This window comes from Marivita geojedonensis (assembly GCF_002115805.1).
GTDB classification, from domain to species: domain Bacteria; phylum Pseudomonadota; class Alphaproteobacteria; order Rhodobacterales; family Rhodobacteraceae; genus Marivita; species Marivita geojedonensis.
The window spans coordinates 205,253-229,161 of sequence record NZ_JFKC01000003.1; the positions used below are offsets into that span (position 1 = coordinate 205,253).

At 60.4% G+C, this 23,909-nt stretch carries 25 protein-coding genes and 4 tRNA genes; 15 read left to right on the forward strand and 14 right to left on the reverse strand.

What is annotated here, in order from left to right; translation table 11 throughout:
• Positions 1 to 12: 12 nt before the first annotated feature.
• The 3 genes from MGEO_RS06020 (at position 13) to MGEO_RS06030 (ending at position 2,490) form a co-directional block, all read left to right on the forward strand.
• Positions 13 to 981 carry an XdhC family protein gene (locus MGEO_RS06020; RefSeq protein ID WP_085635808.1) on the forward strand — a complete coding sequence of 323 codons (969 nt, stop codon included), beginning with the start codon at positions 13 to 15 and terminating at the stop codon, positions 979 to 981.
• Entirely contained in the window at positions 978 to 1,976 is a 999-nt protein-coding gene (locus MGEO_RS06025) for a molybdopterin-binding protein (RefSeq protein ID WP_085635809.1), read from the forward strand. Before MGEO_RS06020 ends, MGEO_RS06025 begins: the two co-directional genes overlap by 4 nt.
• A gap of 97 nt (positions 1,977 to 2,073) precedes the next feature.
• A complete protein-coding gene (locus MGEO_RS06030) occupies positions 2,074 to 2,490 on the forward strand; it encodes an Hsp20/alpha crystallin family protein (RefSeq protein WP_085635810.1) in 417 nt (138 codons plus the stop codon).
• A gap of 57 nt (positions 2,491 to 2,547) precedes the next feature.
• On the opposite strand, the gene infC is transcribed toward MGEO_RS06030, so the two are convergent.
• From infC to cobA, 7 genes are all read right to left on the reverse strand, one after another.
• Positions 2,548 to 3,114, reverse strand: a complete 567-nt coding sequence (gene infC, locus MGEO_RS06035) for a translation initiation factor IF-3 (protein ID WP_332908309.1) — start codon at positions 3,112 to 3,114, stop codon at positions 2,548 to 2,550.
• A 285-nt stretch (positions 3,115 to 3,399) separates the two neighbouring features.
• Positions 3,400 to 4,257, reverse strand: a complete 858-nt coding sequence (locus tag MGEO_RS06040; RefSeq protein WP_085635812.1) for a ferredoxin--NADP reductase — start codon at positions 4,255 to 4,257, stop codon at positions 3,400 to 3,402.
• A 116-nt stretch (positions 4,258 to 4,373) separates the two neighbouring features.
• Positions 4,374 to 4,769 carry a DUF934 domain-containing protein gene (locus MGEO_RS06045; RefSeq protein ID WP_085635813.1) on the reverse strand — a complete coding sequence of 132 codons (396 nt, stop codon included), beginning with the start codon at positions 4,767 to 4,769 and terminating at the stop codon, positions 4,374 to 4,376.
• Positions 4,766 to 5,536 carry a phosphoadenylyl-sulfate reductase gene (locus MGEO_RS06050; RefSeq protein WP_085635814.1) on the reverse strand — a complete coding sequence of 257 codons (771 nt, stop codon included), beginning with the start codon at positions 5,534 to 5,536 and terminating at the stop codon, positions 4,766 to 4,768. The genes MGEO_RS06045 and MGEO_RS06050 overlap by 4 nt, the downstream gene beginning before the upstream one ends.
• Positions 5,536 to 7,209, reverse strand: a complete 1,674-nt coding sequence (locus MGEO_RS06055; protein WP_085635815.1) for a nitrite/sulfite reductase — start codon at positions 7,207 to 7,209, stop codon at positions 5,536 to 5,538. Before MGEO_RS06055 ends, MGEO_RS06050 begins: the two co-directional genes overlap by 1 nt.
• Positions 7,209 to 7,511, reverse strand: coding sequence for a DUF2849 domain-containing protein (locus tag MGEO_RS06060; RefSeq protein ID WP_085635816.1), 303 nt, complete (start codon positions 7,509 to 7,511; stop codon positions 7,209 to 7,211). Before MGEO_RS06060 ends, MGEO_RS06055 begins: the two co-directional genes overlap by 1 nt.
• Entirely contained in the window at positions 7,511 to 8,287 is a 777-nt protein-coding gene (gene cobA, locus MGEO_RS06065) for a uroporphyrinogen-III C-methyltransferase (RefSeq protein ID WP_332908306.1), read from the reverse strand. Before cobA ends, MGEO_RS06060 begins: the two co-directional genes overlap by 1 nt.
• Positions 8,288 to 8,437: 150 nt before the next feature.
• Here cobA and MGEO_RS06070 point away from each other — a divergent pair, with 150 nt between their 5' ends.
• Entirely contained in the window at positions 8,438 to 8,893 is a 456-nt protein-coding gene (locus MGEO_RS06070) for an Lrp/AsnC family transcriptional regulator (RefSeq protein WP_085635926.1), read from the forward strand.
• Between the two features lie 136 nt (positions 8,894 to 9,029).
• Here the strand turns inward: MGEO_RS06070 and MGEO_RS06075 are convergent, their stop codons facing one another.
• Positions 9,030 to 10,199, reverse strand: coding sequence for a cytochrome P450 (locus tag MGEO_RS06075; protein ID WP_085635817.1), 1,170 nt, complete (start codon positions 10,197 to 10,199; stop codon positions 9,030 to 9,032).
• A 17-nt stretch (positions 10,200 to 10,216) separates the two neighbouring features.
• Positions 10,217 to 10,954, reverse strand: coding sequence for a triose-phosphate isomerase (gene tpiA / locus MGEO_RS06080; protein WP_085635818.1), 738 nt, complete (start codon positions 10,952 to 10,954; stop codon positions 10,217 to 10,219).
• Between the two features lie 129 nt (positions 10,955 to 11,083).
• Between tpiA and MGEO_RS06085 the strand changes: the two genes are divergently transcribed.
• Positions 11,084 to 12,001: an isopenicillin N synthase family dioxygenase gene (locus MGEO_RS06085; RefSeq protein WP_085635927.1), complete on the forward strand. Its 918-nt coding sequence runs from the start codon at positions 11,084 to 11,086 to the stop codon at positions 11,999 to 12,001.
• A gap of 29 nt (positions 12,002 to 12,030) precedes the next feature.
• Here the strand turns inward: MGEO_RS06085 and MGEO_RS06090 are convergent, their stop codons facing one another.
• From MGEO_RS06090 to rimK, 4 genes are all read right to left on the reverse strand, one after another.
• The gene (locus tag MGEO_RS06090; protein ID WP_085635819.1) at positions 12,031 to 12,429 is read right to left on the reverse strand and encodes a HesB/IscA family protein; all 399 of its coding nucleotides are present in this window, start codon (positions 12,427 to 12,429) and stop codon (positions 12,031 to 12,033) included.
• Between the two features lie 35 nt (positions 12,430 to 12,464).
• Positions 12,465 to 12,791 (reverse strand): TfoX/Sxy family protein, encoded by a 327-nt coding sequence (locus MGEO_RS06095; protein ID WP_085635820.1) that lies wholly within the window; start codon positions 12,789 to 12,791, stop codon positions 12,465 to 12,467.
• Between the two features lie 3 nt (positions 12,792 to 12,794).
• Positions 12,795 to 13,157, reverse strand: coding sequence for an SUF system Fe-S cluster assembly protein (locus tag MGEO_RS06100; RefSeq protein ID WP_085635821.1), 363 nt, complete (start codon positions 13,155 to 13,157; stop codon positions 12,795 to 12,797).
• Positions 13,158 to 13,229: 72 nt separating this feature from the next.
• The gene (gene rimK, locus MGEO_RS06105; RefSeq protein ID WP_085635822.1) at positions 13,230 to 14,678 is read right to left on the reverse strand and encodes a 30S ribosomal protein S6--L-glutamate ligase; all 1,449 of its coding nucleotides are present in this window, start codon (positions 14,676 to 14,678) and stop codon (positions 13,230 to 13,232) included.
• A gap of 71 nt (positions 14,679 to 14,749) precedes the next feature.
• On the opposite strand from rimK, the gene tgt reads away from it, so the two are divergent.
• The 7 genes from tgt (at position 14,750) to MGEO_RS06140 (ending at position 21,550) form a co-directional block, all read left to right on the forward strand.
• Positions 14,750 to 15,880 (forward strand): tRNA guanosine(34) transglycosylase Tgt, encoded by a 1,131-nt coding sequence (gene tgt, locus MGEO_RS06110; protein ID WP_085635823.1) that lies wholly within the window; start codon positions 14,750 to 14,752, stop codon positions 15,878 to 15,880.
• A gap of 135 nt (positions 15,881 to 16,015) precedes the next feature.
• Positions 16,016 to 16,570: a hypothetical protein gene (locus tag MGEO_RS06115; RefSeq protein ID WP_233139691.1), complete on the forward strand. Its 555-nt coding sequence runs from the start codon at positions 16,016 to 16,018 to the stop codon at positions 16,568 to 16,570.
• 204 nt (positions 16,571 to 16,774) lie between these two features.
• Positions 16,775 to 19,180 carry an endopeptidase La gene (gene lon, locus MGEO_RS06120; protein WP_085635824.1) on the forward strand — a complete coding sequence of 802 codons (2,406 nt, stop codon included), beginning with the start codon at positions 16,775 to 16,777 and terminating at the stop codon, positions 19,178 to 19,180.
• 190 nt (positions 19,181 to 19,370) lie between these two features.
• Positions 19,371 to 19,757: an HU family DNA-binding protein gene (locus tag MGEO_RS06125; protein ID WP_233139700.1), complete on the forward strand. Its 387-nt coding sequence runs from the start codon at positions 19,371 to 19,373 to the stop codon at positions 19,755 to 19,757.
• A 19-nt stretch (positions 19,758 to 19,776) separates the two neighbouring features.
• A tRNA-Val gene (locus MGEO_RS06130) sits at positions 19,777 to 19,851 on the forward strand.
• Positions 19,852 to 19,966: 115 nt separating this feature from the next.
• Positions 19,967 to 20,042 (forward strand) — tRNA-Val (locus tag MGEO_RS06135).
• Between the two features lie 140 nt (positions 20,043 to 20,182).
• Positions 20,183 to 21,550: an aspartate aminotransferase family protein gene (locus tag MGEO_RS06140; protein WP_085635825.1), complete on the forward strand. Its 1,368-nt coding sequence runs from the start codon at positions 20,183 to 20,185 to the stop codon at positions 21,548 to 21,550.
• 38 nt (positions 21,551 to 21,588) lie between these two features.
• Here MGEO_RS06140 and MGEO_RS06145 read toward each other — a convergent pair whose 3' ends face one another.
• Positions 21,589 to 22,383: a LytTR family DNA-binding domain-containing protein gene (locus MGEO_RS06145; protein ID WP_158090976.1), complete on the reverse strand. Its 795-nt coding sequence runs from the start codon at positions 22,381 to 22,383 to the stop codon at positions 21,589 to 21,591.
• Positions 22,384 to 22,635: 252 nt separating this feature from the next.
• Between MGEO_RS06145 and MGEO_RS06150 the strand changes: the two genes are divergently transcribed.
• From MGEO_RS06150 to MGEO_RS06160, 3 genes are all read left to right on the forward strand, one after another.
• Positions 22,636 to 23,574, forward strand: coding sequence for a pirin family protein (locus MGEO_RS06150; protein WP_085635827.1), 939 nt, complete (start codon positions 22,636 to 22,638; stop codon positions 23,572 to 23,574).
• A 142-nt stretch (positions 23,575 to 23,716) separates the two neighbouring features.
• Positions 23,717 to 23,793, forward strand: a tRNA-Asp gene (locus MGEO_RS06155).
• 29 nt (positions 23,794 to 23,822) lie between these two features.
• A tRNA-Asp gene (locus MGEO_RS06160) sits at positions 23,823 to 23,899 on the forward strand.
• The last annotated feature ends 10 nt before the right edge of the window (positions 23,900 to 23,909 follow it).

Here is a 23,909-nt window from a genome sequence, read left to right on the forward strand (position 1 = left end):
GAGGTCATCACTATGGAGCGGTTCGACAGGTGTCCTGAAACAGCGCTCGACTGGCACCGTGCCGGCAAGGGCGCGGTCCTTGCGACGGTGATAGAAACCTGGGGCAGCGCGCCGCGGCGTGTCGGATCGCAGTTGGCCATTTCGGGCGAGGGCGAAATCGAAGGCTCGGTCTCGGGTGGCTGTGTCGAAGGCGCTGTGGTGGTCGAAGCGATGGACGCGCTGGCCGATGGAAAACCGCGCGAGCTGGAATTCGGGGTCAGCGATCAGGATGCGTTTGCAGTCGGTCTGGCTTGCGGCGGTACGATCCGGATTCTGGTCGAACCGGTTGGGTCCGTCCTGTCGGAAGACATTTTGGACCAATTGGTAAAATTTCGGATGGCGCGGACCCCGGCTGCCTATGTCGTCGATCTCGACAGCGGGGAACGCCGTCTTGATCAGAGCGGCCATGAGCATGCCTTTCGCATGGACCGCTCGGGGTTCAAGGAGGACAGCCGGACTTTTGTGGCCATCCACAATCCCCCCCTGCGCCTGATCATCGTCGGGGCGGTGCATATCGCGCAGGCGCTGGTACCGATGGCACGGATCGCAGGTTATGATCCGACCCTGATCGATCCGCGTGAAGCGTTCGGCTCGGACAGCCGCTTTCCCGGAGAAACCATCCTGCATGACTGGCCTGATGAAGCGGTTCAGAAGCTGGGGCTGGACACGCGGACTGCACTGGTGCTGCTGACCCATGACCCGAAACTGGACGATCCCGCGCTCGAACAGGCGCTGCGGGCGAACTGTTTCTACATCGGAGCACTCGGCTCGACCCGCACCCATGCAAAACGGGTGGACAGGCTTACGGCGTCCGGCTTCACCGAAGGCGAGATCGCCAGGATCCATGGACCCATTGGGCTCGACATCGGCGCCTCTGGTCCGGCAGAGATTGCCGTTTCGATCCTTGCCGAAATGACCCGCATTCTGCGGAAGGGCGCATGAAGTTCGGGCCGGTCACACTCGATGCGGCAGAAGGCGCGATCCTTGCGCATTCGGTCGCACTTCCCAAGGGGCGGTTGCGCAAGGGGCTGGCTTTGGATGCAGCTGCACTTGAGAAGCTGCGCAAGGCCGGGGTCGAGGAAATCACCGTTGCACGGCTGGAACCCGGCGACGTGCATGAAGACCGCGCGGCGGAACGGCTGGCGCAAGCGTTGGTGCCGGATCCCAAGGCGGTCAATCTTCGCGTGGCCCCGGCCAGCACCGGACGGGTCAATATATATTCCACGGGCAATGGTGTTGCGGAAATCGACGCAGACAAGATCAACGCGGTCAATGCCGTTCATCCGATGATCACGGTGGCCACCGTTCCGGAATGGCAACGGATGGCCGCGCGCGGGATGGTCGCCACGGTCAAGATCATTTCCTATGCGGCACCGGGCGAAGCGCTCGAACAGACCTTCTCTGTCGGTCAGAACGCGCTGGCCCTGCGCCCTGTCACGCGCAAACGCACGGTTCTTATTCAGACCAGCGTGGGAGGGCAGGATGTCGGAGACAAGGGCGTGCGGGCTATGTCGATGCGGTTTGACCGCATGGGTGTCACGCTGAATGATCAAACTGTTGTCCCGCATCGGATTGAGGCGTTGCGTGATGCGTTGGCTGCCGCCCGCCCGGATCATGACATCCTGTGCATCCTGACTGGGTCGGCCACCTCTGACCTGTACGACGTTGCGCCGCAGGCGTTGCGTGCTGCGGGTGGGGAGGTGGTGCATTACGGGATGCCTGTGGATCCGGGAAACCTGCTGTTCTGGGGGCATCTGGACGGCGTACCCGTGATCGGACTTCCGGGATGTGCCCGCTCGCCGGCGATGAACGGTGCGGATTGGGTGCTTGAGCGGATGCTGTGCGACGTGCCCGTGTCCCCCGGAGACATCATGGGAATGGGCGTTGGCGGTTTGCTGAAAGAACCGCCCAGCCGTCCGCGACCCCGGGAATCCTGACGTAACAAATGCCAGATTTGAGATGTATCAAGGCGCTGATCACTTTCTGCGCCTAGAGTCGCTCTGTTCCTGCCTTACAGCAACAGGAGGAGTTGACATGGTGGAAACGAACCAGACATCGGGCTTCTGGCCCAGCCTTTACGCTCCGCTGCGCGGGGTTGGCAGCCGCATCGCGGATTGGCTGTCCCCGGCGTCGGATGCTTCGTCGGACGAGGATGCCTACCGGATTTCCATGGAACTGCCGGGGGTGTCGGAGACCGATATCAACGTGACCGCAGAAGCGGGTACGCTCGTCGTTTCGGGAGAAAAGTCTTCCGAACGGGAAGACAAGGGCGACACCTGGTACTTCTCGGAACGTCAGTACGGGTCATTTCGGCGGTCATTTCGGCTTCCTGCGGATGCCGATGACGGCGGCATCGTTGCGCATATGAAGGACGGGGTTCTGGAAATCTCGGTTCCGCGCAAGAAGCCCGATACCGGGTCGGCAAAGTCGATCCCGGTCAGGAAAGCCTGACGAAAAAAAGAAAGCGGCCCAAAAGGCCGCTTTCGTGTATCCGCAAAGGGCGCCGGTTTACTTGGACACGGGTCCAATCATCATCACCATCTGACGGCCTTCCATCTTTGGCATGTTTTCCACCTTGCCGATGTTCTGGACGTCATTGGCCACGCGTTCGAGCAGTTCGCGACCAAGGTTCTGGTGCGCCATTTCGCGTCCGCGGAAGCGCAAGGTCACTTTTACCTTGTCGCCGTTCTCGAGGAATTTGAACACGTTGCGCATCTTGACGTCATAGTCGTGCGTGTCGGTGTTGGGCCGGAATTTGACCTCTTTCACCTCGATGATTTTCTGCTTCTTGCGCGCTTCGGATTCGCGCTTTTGCTGTTCGTATTTGAATTTGCCGAAATCCATGATCTTGCAAACCGGCGGGTTTGCGTTGGGCGAAATCTCAACAAGATCAAGGCCAGCTTCTTCGGCGAGCATCATGCCGCGTTCTGGTGTGACTACCCCGACATTTTCGCCGTCCGGACCGATCAGACGGATTTCTGCGGAACGAATGCGGTCGTTGACACGGGGGCCGGTATCGCGCGTTGGAGGCGCGTTGTGAGGTCTGCGGGCTATGGTTTTGCTCCTTTGATGCAGTTCAAATCAGGCGTGTAAAGTAAACGCGATACCGTTTCGCTTCAACCCGCATTTCAGCGCTACGATGCCTAATATCGTGTGTTTCCCCCGTGTTGCCGCGCTGCAGCGGTTACATGTGCGGTGCAGACGCCCGCTCCGCTGTCGCTGGATGGACATCCGCACGGTGCCTGGGGCAGGTATTCGAAGAAAACCGCATCGAACCTGTGGTTGTCAGCATCGTCAGAATGGGGCCGTCCGGCTACGTGGCCAGAGCCCCAAGATGATGTCTTTGACGTTGGGATAAGGTCAGTCGAGGAATGCCTTTTCCACGACGTATTGTTTAGGATCGGAGTTCGCACCTTCTTCGAGCCCGTAGCCTTCGAGCATGTCCTTGATTTCAAGGTTGAAGGCGAGGTTGCCGCAAACCATCGCGCGGTCGGTTTCAGGGGACAGCTCCGGCACGCCGAGGTCGCGGAACACGTCGCCCGAGCGCATCAAGTCGGTGATCCGGCCCATCTTGGGACTCTCTTCGCGGGTTGTGGTCGGGTAATAGCGCAGCTTTTCGTGGAACCCTTCGCCCATGAGTTCGGCGAGCAATTCATCCGACCGAATGGTGTCGATCAACTCCTTGCCGTACTGCAGTTCGCCGACTTCGCGGCAGGTGTGGGTGAGGATCACCTCATCGTAATCCTCGTAGGTCTGAGGCTCGCGCAGGAGCGACGCGAAGGGCGCGATGCCGGTGCCGGTGGCAAAGAGCCAGAGCCGCTTGCCCGGAAGCAGCGCGTCATGCACCAGCGTGCCCACAGGTTTTGGCCGCAGGATGATCTGATCGCCTGGCTGGATGTGCTGGAGACGGCTGGTGAGAGGACCGTCCTGAACCTTGATCGAATAGAATTCGAGTTCCTCGTCCCAGGCAGGCGAGGCGATGGAGTAGGCGCGCAGCAAGGGCTTTTCCTTGCCCGTCTTTTCGTCCGTCTGCATGAGACCGATCATCACAAACTCGCCCGAGCGGAACCGCAGCGATGCAGGCCGGGTGACGCGGAACGAGAACAGGCGGTCTGTCCAGTGCTTGACCGATGTCACGGTCTGCGCGTCGGGTACGGCAAGGGTCTTGGCGGGCGCTTTGGTGGCTGTGGCTTCGGTCACGGGTGTCAACTCTGTCATCTTTTGCTTACCGGTTCTTGTAAACCGGTCCCTTACATTTATCTTTGATTTACATCAGACGAAACCCGCCCATGGTCGCACGGACCGGGCGGGTGGTCTTGCGGTCGCAGTTTTGGTCAGGCGGCGAGGCCGCGCAGGCGCGACTGGTAGTCATGCGCGCGCCAGTCGGCACGGGCCAACCATTGGTCTTCGGGCTGACGTGCCGCGAGGTCGTCACTGATTTCCACGTCGTCGAAGCCCGAGCGGCGGGCCATGGCGTACTGGTCGGCAATGACGTGTCCCTGAGCGCGCAGGCGGCCTTTGAAGCCCAGCTGTCGGATCAGGCGGGCGAGGGTGAAGCCGCGGCCGTCGGCAAAGCTGGGGAAGTCGATGCGCACAAGTTCCTTGCCGATCAGCAGGCATTTGAGCCGCACTGGATCGGTGTCGGAGGGCAGGTCGATGCGCGCCTCAGGATCGACCCAGCGGGCCGGATCATCGGTCAGAAAGCCGGTGTCGTCGATGAGTACGGTCATTCTGCCTCTCCTTTGGCGGCTGACTGGTGCAGGCCGCATTCGGTTTTTTCCATTCCGCGCCAACGGCCTGCGCGGGCATCTTCACCTTCGGCCACGCGGGTGGTGCAGGGAGCGCAGCCGATGGACGGGTAGCCCTTTGCCACCAGCGGGTGGCGGGGCAGGTTGTGTATGTCGAGATGCGCCGCGATGCGGGCGGGTTTCCAGTCGATCAGCGGGTTGATCTTGATCCGGGCGGTGCCTTCGTCGAGGTCGAAATACCGCAATCCCTGACGGGTCTGCGCCTGATGCCGTTTGCGTCCGGTGATCCACGCGTCATAGCCGGTGAGCGCCGCGTTGAGCGGCTGTGTCTTGCGCAGGTCGCAGCAGGCGTCCGGGTTGCTGAAGCGCAGCGCACCGTACGGATCGACCGCGTCAACCGTACGCTTGGGCGCGCGGATCACCTGAACATTGGTCAGGCCCAGATGGTCGGCCAGGTCCTGCTGGTAGGCCAGCGTTTCTTCAAACAGAAGCGCCGTGTCGATGAAGAGCACGGGCAGGGTGCGGTCGATCTGCGCGATGAGGTGCAGAAGGACCGCCGAATCCGCGCCAAAGCTCGATACCATTGCAACACGGTCGAAGTGGCCGCGCGTCAGAACGGCTTCGAGCAGGTAGGACGTGCCGAAATGCCGGTAGCGCGCGTTCAGATCGGCGACGCGATCCTGCGCGTCCATCCGCTCGTCAAGCGGGACCGTGCCAGTGGCGCGGCTGGGATGTGACAGGTCCAGCATCAGGCAGCCTTTTGCTTCTTGTCGCTTTCGCCATAGAGCGCGGTCTTGAACGGCGTCATGCCAACGCGGCGGAACGTGTCTATGAACGCCTCGTCCGCGCTGTCGCGTTCGGACAGGTAGGTATCCACGATCCGTTCGATGGCGGGCACGATCTCGTCGGCCGAAAAGCCGGGACCGGTCCGCTGACCGATGGCTGCGGTTTCCGTGTGATCGCCACCCAGCGTGATCTGGTAGTTCTCCACCCCAGCACGGTCGAGGCCGAGGATACCGATATGGCCGACATGGTGATGCCCGCAGGCGTTGATGCAGCCCGAGATCTTGATCTTCAGGTCGCCGACCTCGTGTTCCAGCTTAAGCTGGTCGAACCGCGTGGCGATCTCCTGCGCGATGGGGATCGAGCGCGCAGTGGCGAGCGCGCAGTAATCCATGCCGGGGCAGGCGATGATGTCGCTGATTTTGCCGATATTGGCGGTGGCGAGGCCCGCCGCCTTCAATGCCGCATGGATCGCGGGCAGGTCGGCCTTGTGCACATGAGGCAGCACGACGTTCTGTTCGTGGCTGATGCGCAATTCGTCATAGCCGTAGCGCTCGGCCAGATCGGCCATCACGCGCATTTGATCAGCGGTGGCGTCACCCGGTGTTGCGCCATGCGCCTTGAGGCTGATCTGTGCGATGGCATGGCCCGGCGCGCGGTGGGCGCTGAGATTGGTGTCGGCCCAGGACCGGAACACGGGGTCATTGGAATAGGCCTGATCGAAAGGCGCTGTGTCGCGATCCTTGAATGCGGGCGGCGCGAAGTCGGGTTTGATCTGCGCAAAAAGCTGCTGATCCACACCGATGAAGGCGGGGCGCAGAAGCGCGAACCGCTCTTCGACCCGCGCGCGGATGTCGTCGATGCCATGCTCATGCACGGTGATCTTGATGCGGCTCTTGTACTTGTTGTCGCGACGGCCCAGCAGGTTCCAGACGCTGACGACGGCTTCGAGATAGGGCAGCAGGTCCGCTTCGGGCAGGAAGTCACGGACGACCTTGCCGATCATCGGGGTACGGCCAAGGCCCCCGCCGACGATCACTTCGAACCCCGGTTCGCCCGCATCGTTGCGCACCATGCGCAGGCCGATGTCGTGAGCCTTGGTCACGGCGCGATCATTGGGGGATCCAGTGACGGCGATCTTGAACTTGCGCGGCAGGAACTGGAATTCCGGGTGGTCGGTGGACCACTGCCGGATCAGCTCGGCCACCGGACGGGGATCGGCGATCTCGTCCGCCGCAGCGCCGGCGAAATGGTCGGCGGTCACGTTGCGGATCGTGTTGCCGGAGGTCTGGATCGCGTGCATCTGCACCTCGGCCAGCGCGTCGAGCATATCGGGCACATCACGCAGTTGCGGCCAGTTGAACTGGATGTTCTGGCGGGTGGTGAAATGGCCGTAGCCCTTGTCCCACCGCTCGGCGATATAGGCCAGTTGCCGCATCTGGGCGCTCGACAGCGTGCCATAGGGGATCGCCACGCGCAGCATGTAGGCGTGCAGTTGCAGATAAAGCCCGTTCATCAGGCGCAGCGGCTTGAATTCGTCTTCGGTCAGGCTGCCGTCGATGCGGCGTTCGACCTGTGCGCGGAACTGGGCGTTGCGCTCGGCCACGAAGGCGGCGTCGAAATCGGTATAGCGGTACATCAGAACACCTCGGACTGTTTGCCGTGGGGATAGTTGGAGGGGCCGCGCATGCGGAACGCCTCGCGGAAATGGGTGGGTTTAGGACCTTTCGCGTCAGCGGACACATCGGCCAGATAGACGCCGACCACTTCGGAGGTGCGGGCGCTGGCGTCGATCAGGCGGATCTGCGCGTCGGCCTCGTCGGTCAGGACGTCGGCATCCTTCAGGTGCCGCGACCATGTATCGTCCTGGGTCAGGTACACCACATCGCCTTCGAGCAGCGCGTTGGCGGTGATGACTTTCGGCGTGAAGATCGCGGGCATCAGATCAACTCCTGAACTTGGGGCAGGGCATGGGCGACCGCATCGCGCGGTTCAAGCCCGTACATGAGCAAAGCGGGGCCGGTGAACCCGGACTCCGCCAGAACCGCCGGCAGTGTCGCCAGTGTGGCGCTGACTATGCGCTGGTCCGGGCGCGAGGCGTTTTCGACGATGGTGACGGGCGTGGACGGGGTTGCGCCGTGCATGAGCAGGCGGCCCTGAATGAACCGCGCGGCTTTCTTGGCCATGTAGATCGCGGCGACCCCGTCCTCGCGGGCCAGCGCGCGCCAGTCGTGATCGGCGTAACCCTGCATGTCATGCCCGGTGATCAGCCGCACGGCGGTGTTGCGCCCACGTTTGGTGAGCGACTGGCCGAGGGCTGCGACAGCGGCGGAGGCGGAGGTGAGCCCCGGCACGATGGTATAGTCGAGGCCCGCCAAGATTACCGCATCCAGCTCTTCGTCCAGACGGCCAAAAACGGTCGGGTCCCCGGATTTGAGGCGAACGACACGCGCGCCGGTCAGAGCTTCCTCGACGATCATCGCGTTGATGTCGGTTTGGGTCACTGACGGGCCGAAGCCTTCCTTGCCTGCATTGCGCAGTCGGGTCTGCGAGCCGACAAGTGCGAGGATCTCGGCGCTGACGAGACGGTCATGGATCACCACGTCGGCCTCCTGCAACGCGCGCAGGGCCTTGACCGTCAGCAGATCGGGATCGCCGGGGCCGGCACCGACAAAGGCGACGGGCAGGGTCTGGGTCATGTGCAGGTCGCGTGGCATCGGGTTGTCCTCTTCACCGCGTTTCTTGGCTCTAAAATAAAATTTTGTTCCGGTATTCTGCTAGTGCCTTGCGAAAATAAGGAAAGATGTTCTATGTGGTGGCCGAACGGGGGCAGGGAGTCCTCGAAACACGAAGAAAGCAGAACGACGATGAAGATTGACGACACGGACCGGAAAATTCTTGTCGAGTTGCAGACGGATGCGGCGCAGTCTTTGGACGATATCGCCCGCAAGGTGGGGTCATCGAAGACGCCTGTGTGGAACCGGATTCGCAAGATGAAGGAGGCCGGAATCATCGGCGCTCAGGTGGTGCAGCTCGATGCTGATGCGCTGGGATTCGAGGCGTGTTTCTTTGTCCTGATCCGCACCAGCGAGCATGATGCGACTTGGCAGCGCGCGTTCCTCAAAGCGTTGCAGGATCGACCCGAGGTGCAGGAGGCGCACCGGCTGGCGGGGGATATCGACTACATCCTCAAAGTGCGTGTGAAGAACGCGCGGGCCTATGATGCGTTTTACCAGGCGCTGATCGCTGAGGTGAAAGTGCACAACGTGACGGCGCTTCTGTCAATGGAAGAGATCAAGTCGACCACGGCGCTGCCGCTGTAAGGTGTCTCTGTCGGGCCGTGCGCACCCTTGGGCAATTTCATTGCGTATTTTCAAAGAGAAGAGGCAGCGGGTGGTGTGCTGAATCCTGCTTCTTCTTTTCAAAAATATGCATGCGCTTCGGTGTCCGCTACGCGTCTCAGTCGAGTTGCACCATCAGGCGTTCCAGCCCGTGGAAATGGTAAGTGTTGGCGTAGACGGGCGGTTCCGCAATGCGCAGCTTTGGGCATCGATCCCAGAGGATCGGGAGGGCGATCTGCAGTTCCAGCCGAGCCAGCGGCGCGCCGACGCAGAAATGCAGCCCACCGCCGAAGCTGGTGTTCTGGGTGACCGGGCGGGATGTGTCGAAGTGATGCGCCTCGGGCCATTGATCCGGGTCGCGATTGGCTGATGCGAGCAGCAGCGCCACCTGATCGCCGCGCTGGAACGTGTGGCCGTAGATCGTGACCTCTTCATAGGCATGGCGCGTGAACATATGCAGGGGCGGATCGTAGCGGAGGATTTCCTCGACCGCGTTTTCGTCGATCCTGTCTGTGCCGGTCTCCAGAAGTGTTTTGATGCCGTTGCCCAGCGTGTGGACGGTCGCCTCGTGGCCTGCGTTGAGGAGCAGGATGCAGGTGGTGATCAGTTCGTCGGTGGAGAGCTTTTCACCTTCCTCTTCGGCGGCGATCAGATGGGTGATCAGGTCATCGCGGGGATCCGTGCGGCGGGTGTCGATGTAGCGGCGCAGGAAGTCTGAGAACTCGGCGGCGGCCTGGGCTGCAGCATCCTCGGTCGCTCGGGTGCGGCTGGCCTGATACATGGCGACCATGGCGTTCGACCAGCGCAGGAGCTGCGGGGCCATGTCGTCGGGAACTCCGAGCAGGCGCGCGATGACGATCACCGGGATCGGCTGGCAGAATGCGGTGAGGATGTCGAAGGGGGTGTCCGATGGGAAGGCGTCGATTTTCTCGTAGGTTAGAGCTGTTATTTCAGGTTCCAGCGCCTTGATCCGGCGCGAGGTGAAGGCGCGCAGGACAAGGCCGCGCAGGCGGGTGTGGCGGGGGGGCTCCAGCTCAAGCATCGAATGGGCCTCGACCGCGTAGAACGGGGCAAGGTGATCGGGGATCGCGGGGGCCATTTCGGGCGGCACCTCGCGGCCAAAGCGGCGGTCGCGCAGAATGGCGTGTACCGCGCGGTGGCTGGCGGCGCAGGGCATGGCGTAGTCGTCCCACCACGCCAGATCACCTGCCGCGCAGAGGCGGTCATAGAACGGGTAGGGGTTCTGGACGAACTCCGGATCGGTCGGGGATTGATGGAAGCGCTGCATGTCTCGGGGCGCCGGGATCACCCGTTCAATGCGGTGACGATGGGAGCAAAGTCGGAAGCCTTGAGGCTCGCGCCGCCCACCAGCGCGCCGTCAACGTCCACCACAGCAAAAATCTCGGTCGCGTTCGTGGCTTTGACGCTGCCGCCATAAAGCAGGCGGATGCCTGTGGCGGTTTCGTTGCCGAAACGTTGCACCAGCGTCGCGCGCATGAAGGTGTGGACCTCGGCAATCTGGTCGGTTGTGGGCACTTTGCCGGTGCCGATGGCCCAGACGGGTTCGTAGGCGATGACGGTGTTCGAAGCGGTGACGTCGTCGGGCAGCGACCCCGCGAGTTGTTTACCGATCACATCGAGGGTCTTGCCGCTTTCGCGCTGCTCCAGCGTCTCGCCGACGCACACAATCGCGGTCAGCCCGGCGTCCCACGCGGCCAGCGCTTTGTAGGCCACCAGCGCGTCGGACTCACCGTGGTCGGCGCGGCGTTCAGAGTGGCCGAGGATCACATGGGTTGCGCCCGCATCGCGCAGCATCAGTGCCGAAATGTCGCCGGTATGTGCGCCCGAGGCGGCGGAATGACAATCCTGTCCACCAATGGCCACTTTGCCCGACCGAACGGCGGCCTGGGCGATCAGTGTGGATGGCGGGCAGATCAGGACTTCGGCTGCGCCTTCGGCGACCTCCTGCAATGCATCAAGCTCCTCCAGCGCGGCGGTGGTTCCGTTCATCTTCCAGTTTCCGGCGGCAAGTTTGCGACGCATCTGAAGGCTCCTTTTCCTGCGGTTTCCGCTGCGCGCATCATCGCGGCACGGGGAGCGACGTCAAGGCCGGTTGCGAAGTGGCGGGCAGGGTGCCAAAACGCCGCGAAACTTGTGCATGAGGGTATGGATATGATCCCCAGACTGGATGCGGCGGCCCTGTCGGCAGGTGAACCTGAGGCACTGGCGCAAATGCGCGTGGCGGCTGAGGAGGTGGGCTTTGCCACCGTTTACAACACGGTCTTCACCTCGGCACGGATGCGGTTCGTACTGGCGGCCTACCGTGCGTTCTTTGCCTTGCCGTTCGAGATCAAGGACAAGGTGAACATGGCCCGTACCGGATCCAACCGCGGTTGGGGCGCACCGAAGTCCGAGCAGGTCGATCCGAACGCGAACCCCGATTACAAAGAAGTATTCGATTGCGGGTACACGCTTCGCGATGGCGATCCGCGTGTGGCCCTCTCGGTCTACGCGCCAAACCATTGGCCGGATCGGCCCGCAGGTTTTGAGCAGGTGATCCGCGCTTATTACAGTGATGCGTTGGACGTCGCCCGCGGCATCCTGCGCGGAATTGCCATGTCGATCGGTTCGGATGCGGATTTCTTCGAAGACAAGTTCGATTGTCCGATGGCGCTCTTGCGCGGCAACTATTATCCGCCGCGTCCGGACTGGGCAGGTGAGAAGGACTTCGGAATTGGCGCGCACACCGACTACGGATGCCTGACGTTGTTGGCGACGGATGGTCAGCCGGGCCTAGAGGTGCAACCACGCGGGCACAGTGACTGGCTGCCGGTGCAGGCGCCTCCGGGAGAGTTCATCATCAACTTCGGCGAGATGCTCGAGATGTGGACAGCGGGGCGGGTGGTCGCGACGCTGCACCGGGTCAGGGGTGGTCCGGAGGAACGGATTTCCGTCCCTCTGTTCTTCAATCCGAATGTAGAGACCAATGTCGCGCCCATAGGTTCTGGAAAGGTGATCCGTGCCGGGGATCATCTGTCAAAGCGTTACGCTGAAACCTATGTTCACTTGCAGGGTACCCAGACCGGTTAGTGCTCGGGGCGGGTAACGTCAGTGCCGGATCATGCCTTCAGGTTCGGCACGCCGCCTTCATGCTCTGCCGCAAGTTCTTCGACGTCCTTGAACTTGATCGACTCACCGCAGCCGCAGGCGTCGGCGACGTTGGGGTTGTTGAAGTGGAAACCGGATTCGAGCAGCGAGGTCTGGTAGTCGATCTCGGTCCCGAAGAGGAACATCTGTGCCATCGGTGCGATCATCACCACCGCGCCATCCTGTTTGACGACCTCGTCATGGGGATCGGGCGTGTCGACGTAATCCATCGTGTATTCCATGCCCGCGCAACCGCCCTTCTTGACGCCGATGCGCAGGCCCGCATGACCTTTCGATTCCATCAGCTTGCGCACCTGCGCGACAGCTTTGGGGGTCAGGGTGACGGCTTGTTTGCCGGGGATGCCAAACATGAGGATCGTCCTTTCGTTCCCTCTAAGGTAGGCGTTCAGGTGGCTTCTGCCAAGGATCGTCGTGCCCAGGCGCAGGCTTCCTCAGGATCGTCCAGCGCGGCATCGGGAAATGTCCAGTAAGGCATACGGGACGCTTTGCCCGACTTGCCTTCATAGGACCATTGCTCAGAACCTTCCGAAGCCAGATCGTCTGCCAAGGTGCCGCGTGCTTTCAGAAGAAGGGTTTCTTCGGGTCCGATGACCGCAAATATGGTGCCTTCGCTGTAGATACCCAAGCCGCCGAACATCTTGCGTGTGGTAATGCCGGGAAGCCCCCGGAAGAGGTCATGGACAAACGCGATCTGTTCGTCGCTGACCGCCATGGCTCACATGAAGCCCAGTTCCAGCCGGGCCTCGTCGGACATCATGTCCATGCCCCAGGGCGGCTCCCATGTCAGGTCGACATCGACCTGTTTGACGCCCGGGATCGGTTCAATCGCCTCGGCAACCCAACCCGGCATTTCACCGGCCACAGGGCAGCCCGGAGCAGTCAGTGTCATGATCACGCGGACTTCGTTTTCATCATTGATATCAAGCGTGTAGACAAGCCCAAGGTCGTAGATGTTGACCGGAATTTCCGGGTCGTACACAGACCGGCACGCTTCGACCACCTGATCATAGAGCGGGTGATCCGTGCTGGAGGGTGCAATGAGGGGCGCACCTTCGATTTTGGGGCTGGCGTCGTTCATGTCGGTCCTTCCCGTGGGTTCCTGACCAAATATATAGGGAAAGGGTCTGAAGGGGTAAAGGGGCGGAAATGCTCAGGCGCGCTTGCGCGTCGCCTTACGGCGCGGGACAGGTGCGGGGCGCACTTTTTCCTCGATCGCGTCGTAGAGGAGACCGGCAATATTCTTGCCGCTGGCGACCTCGATTCCTTCCAGTCCGGGTGATGAATTGACCTCGAGCACCTTTGGTCCGCTGTTGGAACGCAAAAGATCGACACCCGCCAAACCAAGCCCGAACACACGCGCGGCCCTCACGGCTGTGTCACGCTCTTCCTTGCTGATACGCACCTTGGCGGCGGTTCCGCCCCGGTGCAGGTTGGACCTGAAATCGCCCTCGACCCCGGTGCGTTTCATAGAGGCGACCACTTTCCCGTTCACGACAAGGCAACGGATGTCCTCGCCGGCTGCTTCCTTTACGAAATCCTGAACCAGGAAGTTGGCTTTCAGACCCCGGAACGCGTCGATAACGGATTCAGCAGCTTTCTTGGTTTCCGCCAAGACAACGCCTTTGCCCTGAGTGGATTCGAGGAGCTTGACGATCAGGGGCGCTGTGCCGACCAGACCGATCAGGTTGGAGGTGTCCTTGGGAGAATTGGCAAACGCGGTCGGCGGCATTCCGATCCGGTGGCGGGCGAGGATCTGATGGGCGTGCAGTTTGTCCCGGCTTGATGTGATTCCTACGCTGCCATTGACGACGAATGTACCGATGGATTCGAACTGACGGACCACGGCTGTCCCGTATGGAGTGATGGAGGCACCGATGCGTGGGATGACCGCATCGTAGCGGGGCAGCCGTTTTCCATCGTAGTAGACTTCGGGCGCCATGGCATTGATGGCCATATAGCAGCGGGCCGTGTCGATCACTTCGACCGAGTGTCCGCGTTTCTCGCCTTCCTCGACCAGACGCGTTGTCGAGTAATTGTTCTCGCGGCTCAGAACCGCGATGCGAAGGGCGCGGTTCGGAGCGATGCTCCGGACTTTCGGTGTGTGATAGACGTCGAAATCAAGCTCGGGCTGCTGAAAACGTTCGCTCGGAACGATATTGACATGATCCTTCAGCGCCTGACGCCCCAGCAGCATGCGATTGCTCATGGTGCCGCGGTCTGTCAGCGTGATTTCGATGTTCCATTCTTTGCTGCCTACGGACAGTCGCGACGAGATCACGTAACGGCTTTCGGTTTCACCGTTGGATGAAGTCACATCGCGACGGTCCACGATCGGAGCGGAGCAGGGGATGATCAAATCATCGCGGCCGGGAATGGGATAGACGGCGAAACGGACACGCGGTTTGCTGGCCGAGCCGAAAACCTCGATGTCCGCAGCGTGCAGTGCCGATGTGCGTGCGCCGGTATCCACCTTGGCGCGGATGGCGGGCAGGCCCAGATCCGGCAGGCTGACCCATTCTTCCCAGCCAAATGTCAGCGTGTCGTCGCTTTTCGGTCCCGCGCCCCTGCGCGCGGGATCGGAGTATGTGCTATCAGACATTGGAATCGCGCCTCCTTGGCAATGCGGGTGATTTGGCGCACAAGGGCGCGCTCTGCAAGTAAGGCCCGACCATGACAGTTTCTTCTTTCTTCACCCTGCACGCCACCGATGGCACTGCACGAACCGGGGTCATCGAGACGCCCCGCGGAGCGATCCGTACACCTGCCTTCATGCCGGTGGGGACGGCCGCGACGGTCAAAGCGATGATGCCCGAGAGCGTGGCAGCTACGGGGGCGGACATTCTGTTGGGCAACACCTACCACCTGATGCTGCGACCGACGGCGGAGCGCATTGCGCGTCTGGGCGGGCTGCACAGGTTCATGAACTGGTCAAAGCCGATCCTGACGGATTCGGGTGGGTTTCAGGTGATGAGCTTGTCTGATCTGCGCAAACTGACCGAGAAAGGCGTTACCTTCAAATCGCATATCGACGGATCGAAACACGAACTGACGCCGGAACGGTCGATGGAAATCCAGCGCCTGCTGGGGTCGGACATCGTGATGTGTTTCGATGAGTGCCCCGCATTGCCGGCAGACCGCGACCGCATCGCAGAGTCGATGCGGTTGTCGATGCGATGGGCCGAACGGTCCAAAGACGCGTTTGGTGACCGTCCGGGGCACATGCTTTTCGGTATTCAGCAGGGCGGGTTGGAGCAGGATTTCCGCGAAGAATCGGCTGAAGCGCTTAAAGCGATCGGATTCGATGGGTATGCTGTGGGTGGACTTGCCGTTGGCGAAGGGCAGGCCGCGATGTTCCAATGTCTGGACTTTGCGCCCGGACAACTGCCGCAGGACAAACCGCGCTATCTGATGGGCGTTGGCAAACCCGATGATATCGTGGGGGCCGTCCGTCGCGGGATCGACATGATGGATTGCGTGCTGCCATCCCGATCCGGTCGGACCGGGCAGGCGTGGACTCGGCGCGGACAGGTCAACATCAAGAACGCGCGTCATCAGGACGATCCGCGCCCATTGGACGAAAACTGCACTTGTCCGGCGTGTCGGAATTACAGCCGGGCCTATCTGCATCATGTGTTCCGGGCGCAGGAAATGATCTCGGGGATGCTCCTGACCTGGCACAACCTCCACTACTATCAGGAACTGATGCAGGCGATGCGGGACGCCATTTCTTCCGGAACTTTTGCGGCCTTCGAAGCCCAGTTTCATGCCTTGCGGGCTGAAGGGGACATTGAGCCCGTGTGATCGGTGGAACTGGGGCCATGGGCGTCTGAGATCCCCGGCGCAGACCCGCGCAAGCCATGGGCCGCGCGCTTTTGGCGCTTGGCCATATTTCGCCGGTGGAATATGTTTCGACAAGCAACAATTGTGAGGTCTGAGATGCGGCGGGTTTTTGGTGCGGTGCTGTTGGGTGGAATGATGCTCTCGGCACCTCTGTTGGCGCAGATGCATGGTCACGGGCATATGCACGGGGCCGGTGGGATGGGCCACGACATGGCAAACATGCCGGGTCTGCAGGGTGAAAATGCGACGCCCGAAGAAAGCGCTGAGCTTGCGCTGATGTTCCAGCGGTTCCAGACGATGAGCCGCGAGGTCGAAAACCTGCCCAACGGCATTCGGACCGTAACGCGCTCAAGCGATCCGGAGGTCATGGAGGCACTGGTCAGCCATGCGGTCGGCATGATCGACCGGGTTGGCCAGAAGGACGATCCAAAGATCTTTATCCAAAGTCCGACGCTCGACATATTTTTCGCACGGGGTGAGCGCATCCTGTCAGAAATCGACGTGACCGACGAAGGACTGATCGTGATCCAGACGTCCGACGATCCCGAGGTGGTTGCCGCGATGCACAAGCACGCCGCCGAGGTCAGTGCGATGGTCGAACAGGGGATGCACGCCGTTCACATGATGATGCAGGAGCGCGTGAGCAACTGATCGGCGTCATGCCGATCGACTGCGGGTCTTCACCCTGTCCCGAATTGTCATCTTGCAGGTGCGCGCCATCAAGATATGGTGTCGGTACACGGAGCGAGGTTGAAACCTCAGGGGTCGAGACCCACCTTATGCTCCTGAACGGAGATGGTCAGAGCTGCCGCCGAGCGGGGCCGGTGCCATCTTGCCAACGATAAGGATACGAGCATGCAAGAGCTTCTCAACGCCTCCTACCCAGTGCTTCCGTTGCGGGACATCGTCGTGTTCCCGCATATGATCGTGCCGCTTTTCGTCGGGCGCGATAAATCGGTGCGCGCGCTGGAAGAGGTGATGGCGGACGACAAGCAGATCCTGCTTGCCAGCCAGATGGACCCTGCGGAGGATGATCCGCAAACCGACGGAATTTACCGCGCCGGTGTTCTGGCCAATGTTCTCCAGCTGCTGAAACTGCCGGACGGCACGGTGAAGGTGCTGGTCGAAGGTCAGCGGCGTGTACGGATCACCGAATACCTAGAAAATCCTGACTTCTTCGAAGCGAGTGCGGAATACCTGACCGAGATGCCGGGCGATCCTGCCGCGATCGAAGCGCTTGTTCGGACGGTGGCCGAAGAATTCGAGCGCTATGCCAAGGTCAAGAAGAACATCCCGGAAGAGGCGCTTGGCGCCGTTTCCGACGCGGACGAGCCTGCCAAGCTGGCCGATCTCGTAGCCGGTCATCTGGGTATCGAAGTCGGGCAGAAGCAGGAGCTTCTGGAGACACTCTCGATCAGTGAGCGTCTTGAAAAAGTCTATGGCCTGATGCAGGGCGAGATGAGCGTTCTGCAGGTCGAGAAGAAGATCAAGACGCGCGTCAAATCCCAGATGGAGCGGACGCAGCGCGAGTACTATCTGAATGAGCAGATGAAGGCCATTCAGAAGGAGCTCGGTGACGGCGAGGACGGCCAGAACGAAGTGGCGGAGCTTGAAGCGAAGGTCAACGAGACCAAGCTGTCCAAGGAAGCCCGTGAAAAGGCCGACGCTGAGATCAAGAAGCTCAAGAACATGAGCCCGATGAGCGCCGAAGCGACCGTCGTGCGCAATTACCTCGACTGGATGCTGTCGATCCCATGGGGCGTGAAGTCGCGCGTGAAAAAGGATCTCGGCAATGCCGAAAAGATCCTCGATGCGGATCACTATGGTCTTGAGAAGGTCAAGGAACGGATCGTCGAATATCTGGCGGTTCAGCAGCGCTCGAAAAAGCTGAAGGGCCCGATCATGTGCCTTGTCGGCCCTCCGGGCGTCGGCAAGACCTCGCTGGGCAAGTCGGTGGCGAAGGCGACGGGCCGCGAGTTCATCCGCATTTCGCTGGGTGGCGTTCGTGACGAGTCCGAGATTCGCGGCCACCGCCGGACCTATATCGGCTCTATGCCCGGCAAGATCATTCAGGCGCTGAAAAAGGCCAAGACGACGAACCCGCTGATCCTGCTCGATGAGATCGACAAGATGGGTCAGGATTTCCGGGGCGACCCGGCGTCTGCGATGCTCGAAGTGCTCGATCCGGAACAGAACTCGACCTTCGTGGACCACTATCTTGAGGTGGAATACGACCTGTCGAACGTCATGTTCCTGACCACGGCCAACAGCTACAACATGCCTGGGCCGCTGCTTGACCGGATGGAGATTATTCCGCTTGCCGGCTATACCGAGGACGAAAAGGCAGAGATCGCCAAACGTCACCTCGTGTCGAAACAGGTCAAGAACCACGGCTTGAAGAAGGGCGAGTTCGAACTGACGGACGAGGCGCTCACCGATGTGATCCGTTACTACACCCGCGAAGCGGGCGTGCGGAACCTTGAGCGTGAAATCTCAAAGCTCGCGCGCAAGGCAGTGACCAAGATCGTCAAGAAGGAAGAGGAGAAGGTGGTCGTCACCTCCGATAACCTCGGAGATTTCCTTGGTGTTCGGAAGTACCGCTATGGCCTGGCCGAAGACGAGAACCAGGTCGGCGTTGTGACGGGTTTGGCCTATACCTCGGTCGGGGGCGATCTCCTGCACATCGAGGCGCTTAAACTGCCGGGCAAGGGTCGGATGAAGACCACCGGCAAGCTGGGCGACGTGATGAAGGAATCCATCGATGCGGCAGCGAGCTATGTCCGGTCGATTTCTCCTCAGATCGGAGTGAAGCCGCCGAAGTTCGACAAGATGGACATCCACGTTCACGTGCCCGACGGTGCAACGCCCAAGGATGGTCCGTCTGCCGGTCTGGCTATGGTGACGTCCATTGTGTCGGTCCTGACCGGGATCCCGGTGCGGCGCGACATCGCCATGACGGGTGAGGTGTCGCTTCGTGGGAACGCGATGCCGATTGGCGGTCTGAAAGAGAAACTGCTCGCAGCGCTGCGGGGCGGCATCAAAACGGTGCTGATCCCGAAGGAGAATGAGAAGGATCTGGCCGAACTGCCGGACAATGTGAAAACCGGGTTGGAAATCATTCCGGTCGAGCACGTATCGGACGTTCTGAAACTTGCGCTGGTCGAACAGCCGGAGCCCATCGAATGGGACGAGGCTGCAGAAGAAGCGGCGGCGCAGGCGTTGGCCAAGGAAAGCGGCGGCGCCTCTGCGATCGCACACTGACCAATCTGTATCGAACCTTGAAATCGCCGTCCCGTTCGGGGCGGCGATTTTCTTTTGGTCCTTCGAAGGCTTGGTCAATCGCTCATATTGTGCGCCTTTCGCGTCGAAACACTGGATAATGTCCTCATCCCTGTTATGCTGCGCCCATATTCGCCAAGAATGAAGATCGAGCAGACGAAGGGTGACACTGATGGCGACGAGTAAGAAGTCGATGACCACGCGCAACAAAACGACACTCCGCAAGACTGCGGCCAAAGCGCCTGATCCGGAGGTGGTCGTGAATGAGACGCCGAAGGTGACGGCTCCTGAACTGAAGAAGAAGGAATTGATCGACACGGTAGTGGCGCGCAGCGGCGTGAAAAAGCGCGATGCCAAACCGGTTGTCGAAGCGATGCTGGCCATTCTGGGCGAGACCATTGCGGATGGTCGCGAGATGAACCTTGCGCCGATGGGCAAGCTCAAGATCACACGGATGAAGAAGACAACCAAAGCGCAGATCATCACGACCCGTTTGCGCCGGAACGATCAAACCTCAACAGAGGACGCCCCGGACCCTCTTGCACAGGCTGCTGAGTGACGCTAAGACGCGCCCCAACGGGTGATTAGCTCAGTGGTAGAGCGCTTCGTTCACATCGAAGATGTCAGGAGTTCGAATCTCTTATCACCCACCATGATTTCCGACACGCAGTCCAGATTGGGCTGCGTGTTTTTCGTTTGAAGCCCGCGCCACAGAATGGGAAAAAGCGCTTGCGCGCGGCCGAGGGCTTGGCTAAACGACACGCCAGCGGGTGATTAGCTCAGTTGGTAGAGCGCTTCGTTTACACCGAAGATGTCGGGAGTTCGAGTCTCTCATCACCCACCATTTTTCAGACAGTTAGCGGACTGTGTTCATGTGCTTAGCGCGTGGCGTTTCTGCGTTTGTGCGGAAACCCCCTTGCCACCGTATCCCTGCACCCGATAGCTGTTGAGAAAGACTCACCGACATAGCGAAAGACACGTCCCATGGACCTGCGCCCGAATTCCGACGAAGCCCGCGATATCGCCTATCACTTCCACAGCTACACCAACGCCCGCGTGCACGAGCAGGTGGGACCGCTGATCATGGACCGGGGCGACGGGGTGCATGTGTTCGACAACCACGGCAACAAGTATATCGAGGGCATGTCCGGTCTCTGGAGCGTCGCGGTCGGTTTCAACGAACAGCGTTTGATCGATGCGGCGACCCGCCAGATGCAAAAGCTGCCGTATTACCACAACTTCGCGCACCGCTCGCACGGACCGGCGATTGATCTGGCGGAGAAGCTGATCAGCATGGCCCCGGTGCCAATGAGCAAGGTGTTCTTCACCAATTCCGGGTCAGAGGCGAATGATACGATTCTCAAGATGCTCTGGTATCGCTCAAACAGCCTTGGCAAACCCGAGAAGAAGAAAGTGATCTCGCGCATCCGGGGCTACCACGGAGTGACGATTGCCTCCGCGTCTATGACGGGGCTGCCCTGCAACCACAAATCCTTCGACCTGCCGATTGATGGTGTCCTGCACACGACCTGTCCGCATTACTGGCGCGAAGGGCGTGATGGCGAGAGCGAAGAGCAATTCGCCACCCGTTGCGCCGAAGACCTCGACGCGATGATCCAGGCGGAAGGGCCGGATACCATTGCCGCTTTCATCGCAGAACCGGTGATGGGCGCAGGTGGCGTGGTTGTGCCTCCCAAGACCTATTGGGAGAAGACCCAGGCGGTGCTGGGCAAGTACGACATTCTGCTGATCGCCGATGAGGTGATCTGTGGATTTGGCCGCACCGGCAAGATGTTCGGCTGCGAAACCTACAACATCAAGCCCGACATCATGACCATGTCGAAGCAGATCACCTCGTCCTATTTCCCGTTCTCGGCCTTTATGATGACCGAAGAGGTCTATGCGCCCATCGCGGATGAGTCCGGGCGCATCGGCGTTCTGGGCCACGGCTATACCGGCGGTGCGCATCCCGTGGGCGCTGCGGTGGCGCTGGAGAACCTCAAGATCATCGAAGAGCGTGATCTGGTGGCCAATGCCGCCGAACGCGGTGCCGAGTTGCAGGCTGGCCTGCGCAAGTTCGTGGACCATCCGCTGGTGGGTGAGGCGCGAGGCGTGGGGTTGATTGGGGCTCTGGAAATCGTGGCTCCGGAGGGGCGTGCCGATGAGTTCGCGCCGGGCAAACTCGGTGCGGCACTGAACGCGCAATTCCTGAAGAACGGCCTGATTTCCCGCAACTTGGGGGATACGCTGGCATTCTGTCCGCCACTGATCATCACAGCTGAGCAAATCAGCGAAATCCTGTCGGCGGTTGACCGCAGTCTTGACGGGTTTTCGGCAGAGATAGCCGGTTAGGCCGCGCCACGACCTGGTGAGAACCGGCGCATATTCCGCTATTGAAGCGGGTTGATGTGCGTTTCCAGCCAGTCGAGCACGTCGTTCACGCGTGTGCGCGCGACGGGCACTTCTGTGTCGTCGCGCAGCCGCAGGAACAAACGGCCATCACGCCGCTCTGTCTTGATTGCGGGGTCCCGTGCGACCCACCAGGATCGATGCGGCTGAACACCGTCTTCGGTCTTGGTCTGGGCGACTATGTCACCAAGTCGTGCGCGGAACAGCGACTTGTCATCATCGAACGTCAGGTGGACGTGGTGCTCGCGCGCTTCGATGTGCAAAAGCTTACACAGTTCGATTTTCTCACCGCCCACAACCAGATGGCGTTTTTGCTGACGGCTTTCGATCTCTTGACGGACACCGGGCATGATGAACCGATAAAAGAGTGTCTCCACCCCTTGCACCGTCAGGAAATAGAACACCATGCGCGAGAGGATATCTTCTGGAAAAGCCCCGTTGCTCATTTGATCAACAAGCTTCTCACACAGGTACACCGTTGGGGTAAGCGCGATCAGGCTCAGGAGCGGTGTCGGTACGCGCAGCCAAGGCAAAAGCTGCGTGAGTGCCGCGACGAAAAACAGCTCGATCTCGTAGGCCAGCAGATACAGGCAGAAGGCCAGCGGCCAGACGATCATGCTGAACCAGAACGGAATGTAGTCACGCGCGTTTGACGGATCAGCGGCGAAAAAGACCAGCAGACTGAGGAACACGAACATCAGAGTTGTGCGGTGCCGCACCACTTCGGAAAAGACCGTAGGGCTGAACGACATCGGCCCACCCAGAAGGTCCCACATCTTAATGTCGGTTTTTAAAAGGTTTTTCACGGAAATGTTTGGCCCACACTCATACCCGCGCGGAGAATAGAAAAGTTTTCGCACAGGGCAATCGCAAGTTTTTGCTTCAGTAACCTCAATGCCGAAATGGTGATCAAGAGGTCTCAGCCACGTTGCAATTATGTGCAAATATGCACGTAATGGGTTCATTTGATCTACTTTAGTTTGAAAATGTTAAGTGTATGTTAGGCGCAAACAACAGGAGATCACGCCATGAGTTGGAACCCCGCCCTTGATCCGCATTGCCCGACCGGTGACGAAGTGGATTCCATCGAAACTCTGATCATTCCGCGCGCGAGGGATCTGGGCGGATTCGAAGTGCGTCGCGCCTTGCCTGCGCCCAAGCGGCAGATGGTCGGTCCGTTCATCTTTTTTGATCAGATGGGGCCTGCGGAATTTCTGCCGTCACGTGGACTGGATGTGCGCCCGCATCCTCATATCGGGCTGGCGACGATCAGTTATCTCTACCGGGGTCGGATGCACCATCGTGACAGTCTGGGGACTGACCAATGGATCGAACCGGGCGCGGTGAACTGGATGGTGGCAGGGCACGGGATCACACATTCCGAGCGCACGGACGATGCAACCCAAAAAGATCCGATGCCGTTTTTCGGTATTCAGACCTGGGTCGCGCTTCCGAAGGATCATGAAGACCGTGCGCCGGAATTCGTGCATGCGGCCCCGTCTGAGTTGCCGATACTCGACGGTGAGGGAAAACAGGTCAGGCTTATTCTCGGCTCGGCCTATGGCGAAACCGCTCCGGTCAAAACGGCATCCGAAATGTTTTATGCGGACGTCGTTCTGCAACCGGGCGCCGGGATTCCCCTTCCGGACAATCACGAAGACCGGGGTGTATACGTCACGGAAGGATCCGTCACCGTGGCGGGCGAAATCTATCAGTCCGGTCAGATGATGGTGTTCCGTCCAGGGGATGCGGTATCGCTTCATGCGGGCGAGACTGGCGCGCGACTGATGTTGCTTGGTGGCGCAACCATGGAAGGACCACGATATATCTGGTGGAACTTCGTGGCGTCATCAAAAGAACGCATCGAAGAGGTCAAGGAAGCATGGCGGCGTGAGGATTGGAACGATGGCCGGTTTCAACTGCCACCGGGTGATGAAGACGAGTTCATTCCGCTGCCGAATTCCTGAGTGTCCGCAGGGCAGGAAACACCCCGATTGCGGGCAGTTTCCAGGTAAGTGATTTTTGCATCGGAAAAGCGGATGAAACCGCTTGACGGGGCAGGGCGCTGACCATAGAACCCGCGACACGCCCAGATGCGGGCGGCAGTGAGCGGTTGTAGCTCAGTTGGTTAGAGTACCGGCCTGTCACGCCGGGGGTCGCGGGTTCGAGCCCCGTCAACCGCGCCACCACTGCCAAACGTATCAGCGTGAAAAGCGCGGTTGTAGCTCAGTTGGTTAGAGTACCGGCCTGTCACGCCGGGGGTCGCGGGTTCGAGCCCCGTCAACCGCGCCACTTTTCACCC